The sequence below is a fragment of the Nonomuraea sp. NPDC003709 genome (genome assembly GCF_040610775.1).
GTDB lineage: Bacteria > Actinomycetota > Actinomycetes > Streptosporangiales > Streptosporangiaceae > Nonomuraea > Nonomuraea angiospora_A.
In genome coordinates this window covers 315647-333435 of sequence record NZ_JBEXMW010000008.1, presented here as the reverse complement: position 1 = coordinate 333435, position 17789 = coordinate 315647, and the positions used below count along the sequence as shown (strand labels likewise).

Here is a 17789-nt window from a genome sequence, read left to right as displayed (position 1 = left end):
GCTAGATTCACTCCAACCACACTTGATCTTCAGTCACCACCTGGATGTACGACATGCACCCCCTCATCGTCGCCTTGGCCCTTGTCACCGCAGCTCCCACCACCGCCCACGCGCAGACAGCCGAACCCGACCCGATGGCGGGCCTGCGTTCGCTACTCGTCCGCGGCGCCGGCGCGACGGCCGAGTTCTACGGTCAGGCCTCCACGGACCTGTCCAAGGAGGTGCAGCTGAACGGCAGGCGAACCTTCATCGGGAGCGGCATGGGACTGCGCGGAACCGGCAAGGTCAAGCTGGGCCGGGCCGGCGTGATCGCCTCGGAGCTCACTCGGCAGCTCAGCGTGAGCAGCAAGGAGTTGATGGTGGAGGAGGCGCCCAAGGACCCTTACTTCGCCGGCGTGCTCGCGACGGTGGGGACGCTGCGCACCATCAGCGTGGGCGGCTGGCAGTACCAGCTCGCGCCGCGGGCGAAGACCTGGGTGCGTACGGGCCGTGCCGGCGGCGCCGCGGCCGCGTACGGCGACCAGTTCATCAACGTCCTGGAGCCGGCCACACTGCGCAAGCTGCTGGCCACCAAGACCCGCAAGACCGTCGGGCCCTGGACCACGGATCACACCACCGGCCGCAAGCAGCGGATCTACAACCTGACCGGGACGATCAAGCTCAAGGAGCTCTATCGCGTCTCCCCCAGCTTCCGCGAGGCGGCGGGGACCGCGGCCCTCGGGACGTCCGAGGTGACATGGACGTACATGTACGACGACCGCGGATGGCCGTACCGGGTCGGCTGGCGCTTCTACGCGCACCCGCGGCCCGAGGTCCCGGGGCTCGGACACGACCGGATCCTGCGGGGGCACCTGGCCACGCAGTACCGGAACTGGGACAAGCCCATGACGATCACCGCGCCCCAGGCGAAGCCGGGCCGGGGACTCGCGGTGGACGACCTCGCCGACGTCCTCAGCGCCCCCGAGCGCCGCAAGTGAGGAACGCGCTGTAATCGCCTGGGCGTGGAGACAAGCTCCGCCTGACCTCCCTCATCACTGTGGTCGGCTATGCGCTGATCGCCGTTCTCGCTGAAGGGAGCAAGGCGTTCTCCTGACTGGCCGGACAAGGGCGAGGGCGACCATCACCCGATCGCCGCCCTCCCCTGCCTCCCTCTGAGGGCGCACGCCGTCGACCTCGCGACCGGCCGGCCCCGCCTGTGCGCCTCCAGGTGCACCCAACCTCATGCACCACCGAAGGAACTCCGCATTCAGGCCGTTCTCAGGGATTGCCGTACTTCTTGACGAACTGGTAGTACGTCCATGCCCATGCCCTGCAGTCGGGCCGGACCAGGATGAAGTAACCCCCGCATACCTTGTCGCGCATGGTGATGTAGAACCGGTTGTCCACGTCCAGCTTTCGCGTACGGGTGTTGTCGAGGTAGTACTTGTACTTCTTCTTCTGGTTGGCGATCAGGCCGTACCCGTAGTCGTGGGAGTCACAGGCCGGTCGCATGTCGAAATTGTGGGGCTTGTCCGGAGACTTCGTGCAGTGGTCGTAGTAGATGCCCCTGACCTTGAAGCCGCTGGCGGTCCGCTTCCAGTCGGGCTTCCGCCATTTGCCGCCGTGCCATGCCCAGGCCGAGCAGCCCGACTTCGTGTACCACATCCAGGTGACGGCAGTGTTGCACTTCTTCGGGTAGGACTGCGGGGGATCCACGCCGTCCGGCAGGAAGTCACTGGCCGGCGGCTCTGTGGCGTTCGGGTCGTCGAGCCCGGCCGCGCCCTCGGTCGGCCCGCCGTTGGCCGGCATGTCGGTGCCGGTGGCGGCCACATTGGGAGCGGCGGCGCCCGCCGGGAACGACAGCTGCCAGCCGCCGCTGGTGACGGACTCGATCGACGACAGGCGCCCCACCGAGTCGTAGGCGTAGGTCCCCTGGACGGCGCCGACGCTGGGATCGCTCGCGGTGCGCAGCAGGCCGTTCAGGTCGTAGGCGTAGCTCGCCTCGATCTGCGGCGCCTCGGTGCCGTAGGTGACCGCGATCTCCTTGAGCCGGCCCGCGTAGTCGCCGTTGGAGGTGCCGGTGGCCGTGGTGGCCGTGGCGTAGGTGAACCTGGTGACGGTTGCGGAGGTCGCGGCGCCGGCCGGCTCCTTCACCGTGCTGACACGGCCCTGGGCGTCGTAGGTGATCGTGGACTTGCCGAAGGCGGTGCTGCCCACATCGGTCACCCGCCAGGGATCGGCACTCGGCGCCCCGGCCGGGCGGGCCCAGGTGTAGGTGAGCTGGAGGTCGCCCGTGCTGATGGGGGTGCCGTCGGCGGTGGCGAAGGTGTCGTCGCCCGCCTCCACGGGGCCCGGATCCGTCACGAGCGTCTCGACCGTCGTGGTGCGCATCGCCCCGATGACCGCGTCCCACTTGGTGGTTTCGGTGATCTTGGACCCGCTGGCAGCCTCGTACGTCTGGACGCCGCCACCGTCGGGGAAGGAGACACTGCTCTTCAGGGGATAGCTGGTCGACGTCCCCTCATCGAGCTCCGTGACGACGATGGTGCCGTTCTGGTTCTCGAGTTTCCGGTTGATCTCTCCGCCGGCGAACTCGGCCTGCCAGCCCGGCCCGAAGACGCCCAGCTCGGGGCGGGTCGCCGGAGCGGACTGCGGCCTGGCCAGATCGTCGGCGGCCAGAACCACGCCGTGCCTGCGGCTGATCGCGCCCGCGGACACGTCCAGCTCGGTGAGCTTGAAGGTCTTGGTGTCCGAGGAGTACTGACCGGGGCCGATCTCCTGGACGTTCGCCGGCGGGGGGTCGTCGAGCGCGGCGGCGGAGACCACCTCCGGGGAGAGGAAGGGGAGGAGCATCGCCGAGACGGCGACGGGAAGCGCTAATCGGCGCAAGAGGTGCCTCCAGGTGAAAGGAGAAAGTGATTTGATCACCTGGAGAGTAAGGGTCGGTAAATCACCTGGCAAGAGCTGGACAATTCCATGGAACAATGTTCAAATCGCCTTTGAAGCTGTGCCTTGGATGCGATTCATTCGCGCATTCATGCAGGTCGATGGGCTCCATGGCGAATTTATGGCGAGCTTATGGCGACAGTGTGGAGCCGTCGACAATAATGACCCGAAGGCGTATTAAGTAATTCGCGAATACAAGATCGCGTCAAATCACGCTGCCGCGACGCCATGGTCGCCGAAGCCCCTCACGTAGATCATCTGCCCCCGAGGCGCCTCGGCAGGTCGAGAGACACGAACCGGTGGCAACGTCCTGCAGGCCGGCCAGGTGCGCGTCAACGCCACGGTCATGGGCGAGTGCGGCAGCCCCGGACCAGGCCACCATCACCGGTCCCGTGTTCTAGGATCCTGGGCCTATGAGCCAATTGCGGACGCTATCTGCCACGGAAATCCCTTCGGAACGACTCCTGCTTCGCAAAGCACACGCCGCCGACCGTGAAGAATTCATCGAGCTCATGACCGACCCCGAGGTTCAGGCCTACCTCGGTGGTCCCCGGCCCCGGAGTGACGTCGAGCAGCACTTCGATGCAGCCATAACCGCCAACGCGACATCCAGCCCTGGGAACTATGTCATCGCCGACAACACGACGAACCGACTTATCGGAACATTGATGCTCGCCCACCGGCCGCCCGACCGCCCCAGGCATGTCACCGAGGATGGCGAAGAACTGGAACTGGGCTATCTACTGCGGCGCAGTGCATGGGGCGCGGGGTTCGCATTCGAGGCCGCAACGGCCGCACTGCGCGCAGCGGCCGGCGAACTCCCCGACCAGCCGGTCGTGCTCGCCACCCAGACCGCGAACAAGCGATCTCTGAAACTCGCCGCCCGCCTCGGCTTCCGCCCCATCAGCACGTACGAGGCGTTCGGCGCCGAACAGACCCTCTGCACCGCTCCCCTGTCCCTGTTCCAAAGCTGATCTCGGCATCCAACCCAGCGGCCCTCAGACCATGAGACCCAGGGTTCCCTTTTTAGGCTCTCAGCCAATCACGGCCAAAGGATGTCCAGCGCCAGCAGCAGCGTGCCGAGGCCGATCGCCATCGTCCCCAGCACCAGTCCCGCCACTGACATGCTGCGGTTGGACACCGTGGAGATCGTGGCCTTCCTTCGCACCCCAGGCCATGCCAGCGCTGCCGCAACGATCCCGAGAGCCAGCACCGTCCAGTTCGGCGCCCCCCACTTCTCTCTCAGCGGGCCACCGGCGAACATGGCGAGGCAGGCGACGATCAGAGAAAAGAGACCCATACGATCGAATAATCGCGTCACAGCGAGCGAGTGTAGATCACCCACCTGCCATTCCACTGATCAAGCGAGAGACGCGGAGCCGAGCCCGGCTCTTTGCGCTACGGCAGAGCGCCAAGGTGCCGTTGACACTAATCGTGCCGAGCCGGGACGGTCAGGCTCACCTGGTGTTCACCACCCGAAACGGCACCAAGACAAGCGCAGGCAACGTCCGTCGGGAGTTCGGCGAGTGATCGTCCGAGCCGGTCTGGTCGGTGCCGATCGGATGCCCCGGGAGATGCAACACAGCTTCGTCTCGCTGTTGTCAGCGGACGGCGTCCCGATCGAGAACATTGCCCGGTTGATCAGGCATACCGGAGGGCCGGCAGTCACCGAGAAGGTCTACTGGCTTCAGATCACACCCGTGCACCAGAACGGCGCGATCGTCACGAATCGGATCTTCCCCAGTGACGACCGTGGAACAGGGCAGTCACTCAGTGAGTCACCTGGAAGACCAAAAGGGCCACTCCCATGTTGGGATGTGGCCCTTGATCTCGGTGGGCGATACTGGGATCGAACCAGTGACCTCTTCGGTGTGAACGAAGCGCTCTCCCGCTGAGCTAATCGCCCGCCCTGTTGGCTCCTTGCGGTGCCGACGGGGAAAACCATACCGCACTCTGGCACCTGCTGGCGAAGCGAAGCGACCGGGCGGTGGGTCCGGGGTGGATGCGGGGTGGATGCGAGGTGGTTCGCAGGTGGCTCCGCGGTTGCTCTGGGGTTGCTCCGGGGAGGATCGGGGGAGGTTCCGGGGTGACGACGACGGGGCCGTGGGAGGGATTCAGGTGAAACGCGGCGGTTGCCCACCGGCGGGGTGGGTCGGTGGCATACCATCGTCCTGTTCCGTAAGGCACCGATCGCGATCTTTTGGTGAGAAACGTTCATGGTCGGCGCGGCGGGACAGGCTCCACAACACGCAAAACCCTCGCAAATACGACCCGATTTGATCCCGTTTAGCCTGGTTGATGCCTAAATGTCCAGCTGTGATGTGCGTTACAGAAGGCCCCTGGAGCGGAATCTTTCCTACAGGTTTCTTCGTTCCGCGTCATAGCTCAGGACGAAGTCCGTCAGAGCAGTGAAAGCCCCGAAGAGGGGACCTACGACGAAAAGGTTTGGCTGACGATGAACAGCACCACCGTCTCCGCCGAGCTTGGCCTTCGGCTTGTGGTCCCCGACCGTACTACCGTCCCCCTGCTCGCCGGACTGAGTTACACAGCCGACGATCCATACGCCATACGCATGGCCTTCCACGTGGGGAATGACGAGCCGGTCGAGTGGATCTTTGCTCGCGAACTGCTCACTGTGGGCATCGTGAGGCGTGTCGGCGACGGCGACGTGCAGGTGTGGCCCGCGCGTGCCGATGGCGAGCGCACGCTGCACATCAGTCTCACGTCCCCGTTCGGGCAGGCGCTCTTCGAGGTGCCGCTGGCCCCGCTCACCGAGTTCCTCCACCGTACGTACGAGAAGGTCCCCGCGGGCCGTGAGACGGACTACATGGACCTCGACGCCGAGCTGACCAACATGCTCTGGCCCTCCTGACGCCCTAGCCAGGCAGCGTTTCCAGGACTTTGCGCATGCGGGCGATCTCGATGCTCTGACCCGAGTACACGTCCTTCGCCATCAGCCGCATGCGCTGGTCCCGGCCGGTGGCCAGCTCCTCCCCCGCCATCTTGACCGCTCCCTCGTGGTGCCTGGTCATCAGCTGCAGGAACATGCGGTCGAAGGCTGCTCCCTTCGTGGCGCGCAGCGCGTTCAGCTCCTCTGGCGTCGCCATGCCGTACCCCGCCGCCTGGGTGTGCGTGTGACCGTCCGGGGCGGAGCGGCCGAGCTCGGCCAGCCAGCCCGTCATGGCCTTGATCTCCGGGGTCTGGGCGGCGGTGATCTGGCGGGCGAACGCGCGGATGGTCTCCGTGGTCGTACGGTCGTTCACCAGTGAGGTCATCTCCAGGGCCTGGCGGTGGTGGGGGATCATGGCCTCGGCGAAGCGCACGTCCGAGGCCACCGTCGGTCTGGGCGTCTGCCCGACCCGCTCCCCCGGCGTCGCGGTACGGCCCGGGGCCCCCGGGCTCCCCGGCACGATCACCGGCGCCCCCGTGCCCACGGGGGAAGGACCGGCGGGCTCCTGAGAGCAGGCGGCAAGGGCGATTGTGGTCACAACTGTGATGAAGACCGCACGCGTGCGCGTACCCACTGGCATAGCTTCCATAGTGAACTACGAGACAAAGGGGAATGCGCGTTGATCTCTGCCAAGTTGCGCGGAGCGTTGTTGTGTACGGTACTGCTGTTAACCTCCGCCTGCGCGGCGGGACAGACGGCGTCCGGGGCCTCGACGCCCGACACCTCCACGCAGGAGACCAGCGCTCCAGCCGGCAAGCCGTCCCCCACCGGGGACGTGATGACGAGCGACAACGTCAAGCTCGTCGCCCAGATGCGCCGGCCCGCCCCGCTGAACGGCCGGGACGACATCAACACCGACCTGGCGTTCCAGGGCGATTACGCGTTCGTGGGAAACTTCGGCGGGTTCGCGATCTACGACATCAGCAACCCGACCAAACCTCAGCTGGTGAGCACGGTGTCCTGCCCGGCCCAGCAGAACGACGTCTCGGTGTACGGCGACCTGCTCATCCTGTCGATCGACGAGCCGCGCAGCGGCGAGGGGTGCGACTCCAGCGAGGACAGCCGCGACTGGGAGGGGTTGCGGATCTTCGACATCAGCGACAAGAAGAGCCCCAAGTACCTCAGCGCGGTCAGGACCGACTGCGGCTCGCACACGCACACGATGGTCCCCGCCGGGGAAACGCTCTACGTGTACGTCTCCTCGCCCGGCCCCGAGCCCGAGTCGAAGACCTGCCCCCCGCCCCACGAACTCATCCAGATCGTAGAGATCCCCACAAAGTCGCCTCAGTCCGCAAAAATCGTGGCGAAGCCGGATATCTTCCCTGAGCGGCAGCACTCCGATCTCGCCTCCGGCTGCCACGACATCACCGCGTACCCCGAGAAGAAGCTGGCCGCGGCCGCCTGCTTCGGCGACGGCGTGCTCCTCGACATCTCCGACCCGGTCAAGCCGAAGGTCCTCCAGCAGATCACCGACACGGAGAACTTCCAGATCTGGCACTCGGCGACGTTCAACAACGATGCCACGAAGGTCGTGTTCAGCGACGAGCTGGGCGGCGGCGGCCAGGCCACGTGCGACAGCAACACGCCGCGCACGAAGGGCGCGGACGCCGTGTACGACATCGCGAACGGCAAGCTGGAGCGGCGCGGATACTTCAAGATCCCCCGGAACCAGCAGGAGAACGAGAACTGCGTGGCCCACAACGGCTCCCTGATCCCGGTGCCGGGCAAGGACGTCATGGTGCAGTCGTGGTACCAGGGTGGGGTGTCGGTCTGGGACTTCACCGACTCGGCCAACCCTAAGGAGATCGGCTTCTTCGAACGCGGGCCGTTCCCGGGCGGTGGCATCGCCGGGTCCTGGTCGGCGTATTACTACAACGGGTACATCTACTCCAGCGACATCATGGAGGGGCTGGACGTACTGGAGATCAACGATCCCCTCACTGATCCGGCCAAGAAGGTCAAGATGGACGATTTCAACGTCCAGACTCAGAAGTCGTACTGAGGCTGAGGGCTGACCGGCCGGCCGCCATTCCGGGTCGTGCCCCGGCCTATTCAGGCTGGGGCACGACTCACCCGGCCCTGGGGCAACTCAGCGGGTGAGAGTGACGGGCGTTCGGCCCGGCACCGGGCCGGGGGTGGGGCTGGTGGCCTGATCGGTCGCCGTCAGGTGGAGGTGGCGGGCTGCTCGGTCGCTCCCGCGTGAGGGTGGCGGGCCGGGCGGTCGCCGCCGGGTGAGGGCGGCAGGCGCGCGCTCCCGCGTGAGGGCGGTGGGCTGGGCGGTCGCTACCGGGTGAGGGCGGTGAGCTGGGCGGTCGCCCGCCGGGCAAGGGTGGCAGAGCGGTCGGTCGGCACTTGGTGAGGGCGGTTGGGTGCTGGCGGGAGTTGTCTGGCCAAGGCGGAACAGCAAGAAGCCCCAGTCCCGGCGAGTGCCGTGGGCTGGGGCTTTGAGCATGGTGGACGATACTGGGATTGAACCAGTGACCTCTTCCGTGTCAGGGAAGCGCTCTCCCGCTGAGCTAATCGTCCTTGTGAGGTGGCGACGGGATTTGAACCCGTGTGGACGGCTTTGCAGGCCGCTGCCTCGCCTCTCGGCCACGCCACCGAGCCGGAAGCTCCGAGCGGAAGACGGGATTCGAACCCGCGACCCTCACCTTGGCAAGGTGATGCTCTACCACTGAGCCACTTCCGCATCCCCCCGTTTAACCGGGGTGACGAGAGAACTCTAGCGAATCCTGGCCGAGTACCCAAACTGGATTACGCTCACGCAGGTCACGTGTGGCCTCCGTTAACGGTGATGCGCTGGCCCGTGACGAACGCGCCGCCCTCCGAGGTGAGGAACGAGACGGCCGCCGCGACGTCATCAGGTGTGCCCATGCGGCCCAGAGGCACCTCCGCGAGGTAACCGCTCTCGTCGAGGCCCGCATGCCGTTCCACCGGGATCCAGCCTGGGGCGACGACGTTGACCGTGATGCCGTGCGGGCCCAGCTCGCGGGCCCAGACCTCGGTCATGGCGTGCTGGGCGCTCTTTGCCGCGATATAGGCGGACATGCTGGGAAGCTTGCGGTCCACGATGTCCGAACCGATCTGGATGACGCGTCCGCCGCCGTGTTCCTTCATGCCCGGCAGTACCGCCTGCACCAGCAGTGTCGGGCTCTTGACGAAGAACTCCAGCTGGTCGAGTTGCGCCTGCCAGGTGAGGTCCTCCAGTGCGATGGACGGCTGTGGGCCGGTCGCGTTGACCACCAGGACGTGGACCGGGCCCAGGCGCTCGGTGACGTCGGCGACCAGGGACGACACGTCGGGCTCGTTCGTGACGTCGGCGGCGAACGCCTCCGCGACGCCGCCCGCGGCGCGGATCTCGTCCACCACCTTCGTGGCTCCGGCGGCGTCCCGGCTGTAGTTGACGGAGACGGCCAGGCCGTCGGCGGCCAGCCGGCGCGCGATCACGGCACCGAGGCCGCGCGACGCGCCGGTCACGAGGGCGACTGCTGTCATGAGACCCGACTCTAGCGACGGGCGCTGGTGACGAGCGCCGGCGGTGGGCTCTGGCGGTGGGCTCTGGCGGTGGGCTCTGGCGGTGGGCTCTGGCGGTGGGCTCTGGCGGTGGGCTCTGGTGACGGGCGCTGGTGACGGGCGCTGGTGACGGGCGCTGGTGATGGTGAGCGCCGTAGGACGGGTTCTAGCGGCCTCGCGGGCCGCCGGACACGCCCGTCGAGTACGGTGCCTCCGTCTCCAGGCGGTAGTCCCGGCCGGAAACGGCGCGGTTGCCCTCGATGACGCGTTCGGAAGGCGGCCGTTCCCCGTCCGCCAGCGCCTGCCGCATCCTCCGGAACCGCTCGTGCTCCTCCAGCACGTACCCGGTGCCCAGCGTCGTGCGGTCGGCCTGGGTGGCGAGCAGGTCGCGGAGGTAGGCCTTGTTCGGCTCGAACGTCATCGGCGGCGGGCACGCCTGGGCCAGCACCTGGTCGGGATCGCGCCCGTCGAACCGCCTGAACAGCTCGGCCGCCAGCCGCAGGTGCTCCAGCTCCATGTTGAGGTGCAGCTCCCAGATGCCCTTCACCCGGGGATCCGACTCGGTCTCCATGCACGAGTAGTACAGGTAGCACTCGTTGTACTCGTGGTTGAGCAGCCGCTCCCACCAGCTCTCGCCCCCGTCGGCCAGCGACTCGTAGTGGGTGAGGTGTCCCTCCTCCACCAGCCCGATCTCCTGGTAGAGCCGGCGGGCCGCGGGCTCCAGGCACATGGGGCCGGCGTTCATGGAGAAGTTCATGATCTGCTGCTCGACCGCCATGACGGTCAGCGCGTGCAGCCGCGACAGCGGCTCCGTCTCCCCCCGGTCGTACGGCTCGCGCACGTTGTCCACCGGATCCCGGTGCTGCAGGTGCGTCGGCCGCCCCGGCATCACCTCGGTCACCCGGCCCACGATCTTCTCGGCCGCGCGGTGCTCGATCATCTCGTACAGGTTCGCGTACCGGTAGAGGTGGTCGAGGTGCTCCAGCAGGCCGAACTGGTAGGCCTGCTTCAGATAGTCGTCCGGCTCCAGCCGCGCCGCCCACGCCGTCAGGTCCACCGCCGCCTGCTCGTAGGCGATCGTGGTCTCCAGCACCGAGGACAGCCCCGACAGCAGCCAGTTGACCACTGTCTGCTGCTGCGCCTCGATGTAGCGCACCCGCGCCAGTTGCTGCCTGATCTCGGTGTCGGGACAGTGGCGGGCGAGCTGGTGGCTGAAGAGGATCGCCTCCGTCTCGATCGCGTTCATGGTGATGATGCGGCAGCGCGTGTAGGGGTCGGTGTGGTCGGGGTCGATCGGCGTGACGTTCAGCTCGTTCCAGTGGCGCAGCTGGTCGTCCAGCGGGATACCCCGCTCCTGCAGTGGGTCGAAGGCCATGTCGCTGCGCTTACCCGGGGCGAAATGCGGCAACCTCCGCTTTCGGTCCTCTGACGGCCCGCGTTCGGTAAGGAAGCGCGTGCCCCCCGGAGGCTCGGGTAGGGCGCGGGCGTGGGTGAACAAGATGTCATCGATTTGCTGGTGATCCAGCACAGCCAGATCAGGGACCTGTTCGACGAGGTGGAGCAGGCGCCGCCGGACAAGGTGGAGGAGGCCTTCGACCGTCTCACGCGGATGTTGTCCGTGCACGAGACCGCCGAGGAGGAGATCGTCCATCCGTACGCGCGCAGGAAGCTCGACAACGGGCAGGGCGTCGTGGGCGACCGCCTGACCGAGGAGAACCGGGCCAAACGGCTCCTCCTCGACCTTCACAAGGGCGGGGTGGACCATCCGCAGTTCTGGGAGCGGCTCGGTGAGCTGCGCCTGGCCGTGGCGGCGCACGCCCGCAGCGAGGAACGGTACGAGTTCGTCAAGCTGCGCGCGAAGACCTCCGCGGTCGAGCGGCGGGCCATGGCCGCGGCGGTGCGGGCGGCCGAGAGCCTCGCCCCGCTGCGCCCGCACCCCGGCACGGAGAGCGCCACCAAGAACGTGCTGGTGGGCACGCCGATCGCGCTGATGGAGCGGGCACGGGAGCTGATCCGCAAGGCACTCGGCAAACGCGGCTGACCTTTCGGCGCACGTCGCGAGGCGGCGAGGGCGGCCGACCCCTCGGCGCACGTCGCAAGGGGCTCGGCAAGCGCGGTGTGACCCTTCGACGCGCGTCGAAATGTCGCCGTACTAGCGTCGTACGCATGGAGTACATCGCTCGCGACGCCGACATAGCGCCCGTCGCCGCGCTCATCGCGGACCCGACCAGGGCGGCCATGCTGACCGCCCTCCTCGACGGGCGGGCCCTGGCGGCGGGAGAGCTGGCCAGGGTGGCCGGGGTCAGCGCCGCCACGGCGAGCGCCCACCTGTCCAGGCTGCTCGACGGGCGGCTGGTCGACGTCGTACGCCAGGGCCGCCACCGCTACTACCGCCTGGCCGGGCACGACGTGGCCGAGGTGCTGGAGGTGCTGGCCAGGGTCAGCGCCCGCCCGCCCGTACGGTCCCTGCGCCAGTCCAGGCAGGCCAGGATGCTGGAGGAGGCCCGCACCTGCTACGACCACCTCGCGGGACGCGCCGGGGTGGGGCTGCTCGACCGGCTCGCCGAGGGCGGCTACTACGCGGCGCAGGACCTGACCGAGGCGGGAGAGCGGCTGCTGGCCGGCATCGGCGTGGACGTGGACGGCGCGCGCAGGTCGAGGAGGCGGTTCGCGCCCGAGTGCCTGGACTGGACCGAGCGCAGGTCGCATCTGGGCGGGGCGCTGGGGGCCGCGATCACCGAGGTGCTGTTCGAACGGGACTGGTACCGGCGCGGCAAGGTGCCCAGAGCGGTGGTCCTCACCGACGAGGGCAGGGAGGGGCTGTCCGCATTGTTCCCAAGTAAGGAGCTAACATCGGGTACGCCGGTTACCTAGCGAGCAGCGAGAGAGAACGCCCCATGCGCGACAACGAGGTCGTGAACGTCGGCCCCGAGCCCTTGACCTTCGACGACGTCATCCGGGTGGCCCGCCACGGCGCCCCCGTACAGCTCACCGACGACGCCCTGGCCGCCATCTCAGCCGCCCGCCAGCGGGTGGACGAGCTGGCCGAGAGCCCGACGCCCGCGTACGGCATCTCGACGGGCTTCGGAGCCCTGGCCACCCGCCACATCGACCCGGCGCTGCGCGCCCAGCTCCAGCGCTCGCTGGTGCGCTCCCACGCGGCGGGCAGCGGCCCCGAGGTCGAGACCGAGGTCGTGCGCGCGCTCATGCTGCTGCGCCTGCACACGCTCGCCACCGGCCACACCGGCATCAGGCCCACCACGGCCAAGACCCTGGCCGCGCTGATCAGCGCGGGCATCACGCCGGTCGTGCACGAGTACGGCAGCCTCGGCTGCTCGGGCGACCTCGCGCCGCTGGCGCACGTCGCGCTCACGCTGATGGGCGAGGGCGTCGTACGCGACGGCTCCGGGAACCTCCAGCCCGCCGGTGAGGCGCTCAAGCAGGCCCACATCGACCCCGTCGAGCTGGCCGCCAAGGAGGGCCTGGCGCTCATCAACGGCACGGACGGCATGCTCGGCATGCTCATCCTGGCCATCCACGACCTCACGGCGCTCGTCAGGACCGCCGACGTCAGCGCCGCGATGAGCGTGGAGGCGCTGCTGGGCACCGACCGGGTGTTCATGCCGGAGCTGCAGGCGCTCAGGCCGCACCCCGGCCAGGCCCTGTCCGCCGCCAACATGACCAAGGTCCTGCGCGAGTCCGGCATCATGGCCAGCCACCGCGACCCGGAGTCCTGCACCCGCGTCCAGGACGCCTACTCGCTGCGCTGCGCCCCCCAGGTCGCCGGTGCCGCCCGCGACACGATCGCGCACGCCGCCACCGTGGCCGGATGGGAGCTGGCCAGCGCCGTCGACAACCCCGCGGTGCTGGCCGACGGCCGCGTCGAGTCCAACGGCAACTTCCACGGCGCGCCGATCGGGTACGTCCTGGACTTCCTGGCCGTGGTGGCCGCCGACCTGGCCTCGATGTCGGAACGGCGTACCGACCGGTTCCTGGACGTGGCCCGCAACCACGGCCTGCCCGCCTTCCTGGCCCACGACCCCGGCGTGGACTCGGGTCACATGATCGCCCAGTACACCCAGGCGGCCATCGTCTCCGAGATGAAGCGCCTGGCCGTGCCCGCGAGCGTGGACTCGATCCCCAGCTCGGCCATGCAGGAGGACCACGTGTCCATGGGCTGGTCGGCGGCGCGCAAGCTGCGCAGGTCGGTGGACGGGCTCACCCGCGTGCTGGCGGTCGAGGTGCTCACCGCCGCCCGCGCGCTCGACCTGCGCGCCCCTCTGGAGCCCGCGCCCGCGACCGCGGCCGTCGTCAAGGCCCTGCGCGAGACCGTGCCCGCCCCCGGGCCGGACCGGTTCCTCGCGCCGGAGATCGAATCCGCCGTACGCCTGGTCGCCGAGGGCGGCGTGGTCGCGGCGGCGGAGTCGGTCACCGGCCCCCTGAATTAGCCAGGGAGCGCGACGATCAGGTCCACCTCCAGCAGCAGCCCCGGCCGGAACAGCCTGGACACCTCCACGGTGGTGCTGGCCGGGGGCGTGCCGGTGATGTACTTCGCGCGGACCCGCCCGTAGTCGAGGAGCTGGTCCATGTCCGTCACGTACGTCCGGATGAACGCGATGTCCTCGAACGCCGCCCCCTGGTCGGCCAGGATGCGCGAGATCACCTGGAAGATGTGCTCGGACTGGGCGGCCATGGATCCTTCGCCGACGATGTTCCCCTGCTCGTCGAAGGCGGCCTGGCCGGAGACGTAGAGCATGTCGCCGACGCGTACGGCGTGCGAGTAGCGGCCGTTCGTGGCGGGGATCGTCGACAGGTTCAGCGGCACCGCACGGTGGGTGGTCCCCCCGCCGACGTGCTCGGCGATCGCCGTCAGGTCGCGCTCCCCCAGCCCGGCCGCCCGCGCCTCCTGCAGCCTGGCCCGGGCGGCGCCGGCCATGGAGGCGCCCTCCCAGGCTCCCAGCTCCAGGTCCTTGGTCGCGTGCCCCAGCGAGTAGCGGGTCTCGGCGGACGGCACGCGCAGCCGCTCCGCCAGCGTGCCCAGCGGGGTGCCCGACAGCACGTCGGCCAGCGCGCCACGGTCCACGCCGTGCGCCTCGCCGTACGCGAACGTCTCCGCCAGCAGCACCTGGGCGGGCACGATCGCGCTCATGACGGCGATCTTCATGGCCGCGCCCGCGCCCAGCGGCCCCAGCTCCCGCACCGACCCGAACACCGACAGCACCTCGCGCCAGCCCGACACGTCACCGCCGGCCAGCACGGTCAGCGTGCCGTCGGCCGCGGGGCCCACGCTGCCCAGCACCGGCGCGTCCACCAGGCCCACCTCGGCCGGCAGCAGCGCGCGCAACTCGCGCACCGCCTCCGGGCCGATCGTGGACATCTCCACCACCGTCGCGCCGGGCCGCAGCCCCGGCAGCGCCGCCGTCAGCACCTCCCGCACCGCGGCCGGGTCGCTGAGCATGGTGATGACCAGCTCGGCCCCGTCCACCGCCGCCGCCGCGGTCACGCCGCTCCCGCGCCGCCACGTCGTCACCTTGTGCCCGGCCTGGGTCAGCCGCCGGGCCATGGGGACGCCCATGCGTCCCTGTCCGAGAAAAGCAATCATGCGCCACAGTCAACCTGGATGCGAGGTATTCCACCACCGACTAGATTGCATATCAGCCATGCGAGATCTGAATGCCTTGGACCCGGGAGCGCTGCGGCTGTTCCACGAGGTCGCCGTGAGCGGCTCCTTCACGGCCGCCGCCGAGCTGCTCGGCTACACCCAGTCGGCGGTCTCCCGCCGCGTCGCCGCGCTGGAGCGCGCCACCGGCGGGCCGCTCTTCGAGCGCCTGCCGCGCGGGGTGCGCCTGACCCCGGCGGGGAAGGCGCTGCACCGGCATGCCACGGCCGTGCTCGACCGGCTCGAACGCGCGGGCGAGGAGCTGGCCGCCATCCACACCGGCCGGGGCGGGACGCTGCGGGTGGGCGCGTTCGCCACGGCGAACGTGGATCTGGTGCCCGGCACGCTGAAACGGTTCGCCGAGCGGCGGCCCGACGTCGAGCTGCGGCTGATCGAGGGGCTGACCTCGCGGCTGATGGACCGGCTGCGCGGGGGCGCCCTCGACGTGGCCGTGATCAGCGACTACCCGGCGGGGCTGTCCGCCGAGGGCGTCCGTACGGTGCCGCTGCGCGAGGACCGGCTGCTGGTCGCGCTGCCCGGCGGCCACCGCCTGGCCGCCGAGGCCGACGTGGACCTGCGGGACCTGGCGGAGGAGACGTGGATCGAGGCCGCCCCGCGCGGCCAGCCGACCCTGCTGGTGACCGCGTGCGCGGCGGCCGGGTTCACGCCGCGCAGCGGGCTGCGGGTGGCCGAGTGGACGGGCAAGTTCGGGTTCGTCGCCGCCGGGCTCGGGGTGACGCTGGTGCCGGAGCTGGCGGCGCGGGCCGTACCGGGGGATCTGGTGCTGCGGCCGCTGCGGGGGATGGCGCCCGCGCGGAAGGTGTACGCGGCCCTGCCCGAGGCGCCGCTGCCGGCCGCGCTGGAGCTCGTCGAAATGCTGGGAGAATGGAAAATGTGTACGACGGTTTCGCCCACTTAGGCCACGTGTACGCGACCGGGTTGCGTGACGTGACCTCCGACCTGGCCGCGCTCGACGGCGAGGGCTGGTGGGCTGTCGTCGTCGACTACGAGGGCAAGGTGACGTGCGCCCGGTTCGACCGGGTGCGCGAGTCTCCCCTGCCCGCTCCCGCCCGCCCCTGGCACGGGCCCCGGCCCGACCAGTGGCGCAGTTCACTCGATCAGGCCGCCTACGAGCGTGGCGTGCGCGCCATCCGCGGCTACATCGAGCGGGGCGAGGTCTACCAGGCGAACCTCTGCCGGATCCTGACGGCCCCCGTCCCGGCCGACGCCGACCCGCTCGCCCTGGCCGCCCGGCTGGCCGCGGGCAACCCCGCGCCGTACGCGGCCGTCATCCGGGTGCCCGGCCTGAGCGTGGTGTCCGCATCGCCCGAGCTCTACCTGTCGCGTGACGGCGACGTGGTGGAGTCCAGGCCCATCAAGGGCACCGGCGCGACCGCGGACGACCTCCTCGGCAAGGACTACGCCGAGAACGTCATGATCGTCGACCTCGTCCGCAACGACCTCGGCAGGGTCGCGGCCGTCGGCTCGGTCGAGGTGCCGTCGCTCTGCGCCGTCGAGGAGCACCCCGGGCTCGTCCATCTCGTCTCCACCGTCCGGGCCAGACTGGCGCCGGGGGCGGGCTGGCCCGAGCTCTTCGCCGCGACTTTCCCGCCCGGATCTGTCACGGGCGCGCCCAAGTCGTCGGCTCTGCGCATCATCAACGAGCTCGAACCTGCACCCCGGGGGCCGTACTGTGGGGCTGTGGGCTGGGTCGACGCCGACCGCCGCCGGGCGGCGCTGGCCGTGGGCATCAGAACATTCTGGATCTCGCCGTTGGCTCACGGCAAAGGCGAGCTCCGATTCGGCACGGGAGCGGGCATCACCTGGGGCAGCGACCCCAGGCGCGAATGGCTCGAGACCGAGCTCAAAGCAGCCAGGCTCATCGCACTGGCATCCACAGGAGGAACTACATGAACATCCCTGTCTGGGTCAACGGCGAGCTGATCGACCCCGCGCAGGCCACCGTATCGGTGTTCGACCACGGACTCATGGTCGGCGACGGCGTCTTCGAGACCATCAAGATCGTGAACGGCCGGTCGTTCGCGCTCACCCGTCACCTCGACCGGCTCACGCTCTCCGCCCAGCGCATGGACCTGCCCGAGCCCGACGTCGACGCCATCGCCGACGGCATCGGCAAGCTCCTGGCCGTCGCGCCCGCGTGGGCGCTCGGCCGCATCCGCGTCACCTACACCAGCGGCCCCGGCCCCCTCGGCTCCGACCGCGGCGACCAGGGCACCACCTCCGTCGTCATCGTGGACGAGCAGAAGCCGTTCCCGGCCACCGCCAACGTCACCGTCGTCCCCTGGCCCCGCAACGAGCGCGGCGCCCTGTCCGGGGTCAAGAGCACCTCGTACGGCGACAACGCCAAGGCGCTGCTGTTCGCCAAGAAGCGCGGCGGCGGCGAGGCCATCTTCGGCAACCTGGCGGGCGACCTCTGCGAGGGCACCGGCTCCAACATCTTCATCGTCCGCGACGGCCGCCTGCTCACCCCCACCCTCGAGGCCGGCCCCCTGGCCGGGGTGACCAGGGCGCTGGTGCTCGAATGGTGCGGCGGGGAGGAGACCGACGTGCCGCTGTCGGCGCTGTACGAGGCCGAGGAGGCGTTCCTGACCTCGACGACCCGCGACATCCAGCCGATCAGGCTCGTCGACGACACCGAGCTGCCGATCGCTCCCGGCCCGATCACCACCAAGGCCATGCGGGTCTTCGCCGAGCGTTCCGCCGCCGACCTCAACCCGTAGG

Annotated in this window: 16 protein-coding genes and 4 tRNA genes; 10 read left to right on the top strand and 10 right to left on the bottom strand. The window is 69.3% G+C overall.

Translation table 11 applies throughout. The annotated features are described in order from the left end of the window. Positions 1-53 precede the first annotated feature (53 nt). The gene (locus ABZX61_RS25935) at positions 54-977 is read left to right on the top strand and encodes a hypothetical protein (protein WP_355198369.1); all 924 of its coding nucleotides are present in this window, start codon (positions 54-56) and stop codon (positions 975-977) included. Between the two features lie 280 nt (positions 978-1257). Here the strand turns inward: ABZX61_RS25935 and ABZX61_RS25930 are convergent, their stop codons facing one another. Then, the gene (locus ABZX61_RS25930) at positions 1258-2868 is read right to left on the bottom strand and encodes a phospholipase A2 (RefSeq protein WP_355198367.1); all 1611 of its coding nucleotides are present in this window, start codon (positions 2866-2868) and stop codon (positions 1258-1260) included. A gap of 470 nt (positions 2869-3338) precedes the next feature. Between ABZX61_RS25930 and ABZX61_RS25925 the strand changes: the two genes are divergently transcribed. Further along, the gene (locus ABZX61_RS25925; protein ID WP_355198365.1) at positions 3339-3899 is read left to right on the top strand and encodes a GNAT family N-acetyltransferase; all 561 of its coding nucleotides are present in this window, start codon (positions 3339-3341) and stop codon (positions 3897-3899) included. A gap of 68 nt (positions 3900-3967) precedes the next feature. Here ABZX61_RS25925 and ABZX61_RS25920 read toward each other — a convergent pair whose 3' ends face one another. Both ABZX61_RS25920 and ABZX61_RS25915 read right to left on the bottom strand, forming a co-directional pair. Continuing rightward, complete coding sequence (locus ABZX61_RS25920; protein WP_355198363.1) at positions 3968-4246, bottom strand: hypothetical protein; 279 nt, start codon at positions 4244-4246, stop codon at positions 3968-3970. A gap of 513 nt (positions 4247-4759) precedes the next feature. Beyond that, positions 4760-4831 (bottom strand) — tRNA-Val (locus ABZX61_RS25915). 549 nt (positions 4832-5380) lie between these two features. Between ABZX61_RS25915 and ABZX61_RS25910 the strand changes: the two genes are divergently transcribed. Then, entirely contained in the window at positions 5381-5797 is a 417-nt protein-coding gene (locus ABZX61_RS25910) for an SsgA family sporulation/cell division regulator (protein WP_103958541.1), read from the top strand. A 4-nt stretch (positions 5798-5801) separates the two neighbouring features. On the opposite strand, the gene ABZX61_RS25905 is transcribed toward ABZX61_RS25910, so the two are convergent. Then, positions 5802-6413: a DUF305 domain-containing protein gene (locus ABZX61_RS25905; protein WP_350727115.1), complete on the bottom strand. Its 612-nt coding sequence runs from the start codon at positions 6411-6413 to the stop codon at positions 5802-5804. A 111-nt stretch (positions 6414-6524) separates the two neighbouring features. Between ABZX61_RS25905 and ABZX61_RS25900 the strand changes: the two genes are divergently transcribed. Continuing rightward, a complete protein-coding gene (locus tag ABZX61_RS25900) occupies positions 6525-7877 on the top strand; it encodes a hypothetical protein (protein ID WP_355198360.1) in 1353 nt (450 codons plus the stop codon). A 449-nt stretch (positions 7878-8326) separates the two neighbouring features. On the opposite strand, the gene ABZX61_RS25895 is transcribed toward ABZX61_RS25900, so the two are convergent. The 5 genes from ABZX61_RS25895 to ABZX61_RS25875 form a co-directional block, all read right to left on the bottom strand. Further along, positions 8327-8401: transfer RNA gene (locus tag ABZX61_RS25895), tRNA-Val, on the bottom strand. Positions 8402-8406: 5 nt separating this feature from the next. Then, positions 8407-8477, bottom strand: a tRNA-Cys gene (locus tag ABZX61_RS25890). 15 nt (positions 8478-8492) lie between these two features. After that, a tRNA-Gly gene (locus tag ABZX61_RS25885) sits at positions 8493-8564 on the bottom strand. A gap of 80 nt (positions 8565-8644) precedes the next feature. Continuing rightward, positions 8645-9370, bottom strand: a complete 726-nt coding sequence (locus tag ABZX61_RS25880; RefSeq protein ID WP_355198358.1) for an SDR family oxidoreductase — start codon at positions 9368-9370, stop codon at positions 8645-8647. Positions 9371-9554: 184 nt separating this feature from the next. Continuing rightward, positions 9555-10763 (bottom strand): hypothetical protein, encoded by a 1209-nt coding sequence (locus ABZX61_RS25875; protein ID WP_355198357.1) that lies wholly within the window; start codon positions 10761-10763, stop codon positions 9555-9557. 111 nt (positions 10764-10874) lie between these two features. On the opposite strand from ABZX61_RS25875, the gene ABZX61_RS25870 reads away from it, so the two are divergent. From ABZX61_RS25870 to hutH, 3 genes are all read left to right on the top strand, one after another. After that, on the top strand, positions 10875-11429 hold the full coding sequence (locus tag ABZX61_RS25870) for a hemerythrin domain-containing protein (protein ID WP_355198355.1): 555 nt from the start codon (positions 10875-10877) through the stop codon (positions 11427-11429). A 125-nt stretch (positions 11430-11554) separates the two neighbouring features. Beyond that, entirely contained in the window at positions 11555-12262 is a 708-nt protein-coding gene (locus ABZX61_RS25865) for a metalloregulator ArsR/SmtB family transcription factor (protein WP_355198353.1), read from the top strand. 23 nt (positions 12263-12285) lie between these two features. Next, positions 12286-13836 carry a histidine ammonia-lyase gene (hutH, locus tag ABZX61_RS25860; RefSeq protein ID WP_355198351.1) on the top strand — a complete coding sequence of 517 codons (1551 nt, stop codon included), beginning with the start codon at positions 12286-12288 and terminating at the stop codon, positions 13834-13836. Here hutH and ABZX61_RS25855 read toward each other — a convergent pair. Then, the gene (locus ABZX61_RS25855) at positions 13833-14990 is read right to left on the bottom strand and encodes a Rid family hydrolase (RefSeq protein WP_355198349.1); all 1158 of its coding nucleotides are present in this window, start codon (positions 14988-14990) and stop codon (positions 13833-13835) included. The genes hutH and ABZX61_RS25855 overlap by 4 nt on opposite strands. 58 nt (positions 14991-15048) lie before the next feature. Here ABZX61_RS25855 and ABZX61_RS25850 point away from each other — a divergent pair, with 58 nt between their 5' ends. The 3 genes from ABZX61_RS25850 to ABZX61_RS25840 are packed head-to-tail and all read left to right on the top strand — an operon-like array spanning position 15049 to position 17788. After that, positions 15049-15966, top strand: a complete 918-nt coding sequence (locus ABZX61_RS25850; RefSeq protein WP_355198347.1) for a LysR substrate-binding domain-containing protein — start codon at positions 15049-15051, stop codon at positions 15964-15966. Beyond that, complete coding sequence (locus ABZX61_RS25845) at positions 15933-16961, top strand: chorismate-binding protein (protein WP_355198345.1); 1029 nt, start codon at positions 15933-15935, stop codon at positions 16959-16961. Before ABZX61_RS25850 ends, ABZX61_RS25845 begins: the two co-directional genes overlap by 34 nt. After that, positions 16958-17788 carry an aminotransferase class IV gene (locus tag ABZX61_RS25840; RefSeq protein ID WP_355198343.1) on the top strand — a complete coding sequence of 277 codons (831 nt, stop codon included), beginning with the start codon at positions 16958-16960 and terminating at the stop codon, positions 17786-17788. Before ABZX61_RS25845 ends, ABZX61_RS25840 begins: the two co-directional genes overlap by 4 nt. Position 17789: the final 1 nt, after the last annotated feature.

What these genes read in the sequence shown, in the direction of transcription:
- ABZX61_RS25935 (WP_355198369.1), top strand. Translation starts at nt 54, where the DNA reads ATGCACCCCCTCATCGTCGCCTTGGCCCTTGTCACCGCAGCTCCCACC.
- ABZX61_RS25925 (WP_355198365.1), top strand. Translation starts at nt 3,339, where the DNA reads ATGAGCCAATTGCGGACGCTATCTGCCACGGAAATCCCTTCGGAACGA.
- ABZX61_RS25910 (WP_103958541.1), top strand. Translation starts at nt 5,381, where the DNA reads ATGAACAGCACCACCGTCTCCGCCGAGCTTGGCCTTCGGCTTGTGGTC.
- ABZX61_RS25880 (WP_355198358.1), bottom strand. Translation starts at nt 9,370, where the DNA reads ATGACAGCAGTCGCCCTCGTGACCGGCGCGTCGCGCGGCCTCGGTGCC.
- ABZX61_RS25875 (WP_355198357.1), bottom strand. Translation starts at nt 10,763, where the DNA reads ATGGCCTTCGACCCACTGCAGGAGCGGGGTATCCCGCTGGACGACCAG.
- ABZX61_RS25865 (WP_355198353.1), top strand. Translation starts at nt 11,555, where the DNA reads ATGGAGTACATCGCTCGCGACGCCGACATAGCGCCCGTCGCCGCGCTC.
- hutH (WP_355198351.1), top strand. Translation starts at nt 12,286, where the DNA reads ATGCGCGACAACGAGGTCGTGAACGTCGGCCCCGAGCCCTTGACCTTC.
- ABZX61_RS25855 (WP_355198349.1), bottom strand. Translation starts at nt 14,990, where the DNA reads ATGATTGCTTTTCTCGGACAGGGACGCATGGGCGTCCCCATGGCCCGG.
- ABZX61_RS25850 (WP_355198347.1), top strand. Translation starts at nt 15,049, where the DNA reads ATGCGAGATCTGAATGCCTTGGACCCGGGAGCGCTGCGGCTGTTCCAC.
- ABZX61_RS25845 (WP_355198345.1), top strand. Translation starts at nt 15,933, where the DNA reads ATGGAAAATGTGTACGACGGTTTCGCCCACTTAGGCCACGTGTACGCG.
- ABZX61_RS25840 (WP_355198343.1), top strand. Translation starts at nt 16,958, where the DNA reads ATGAACATCCCTGTCTGGGTCAACGGCGAGCTGATCGACCCCGCGCAG.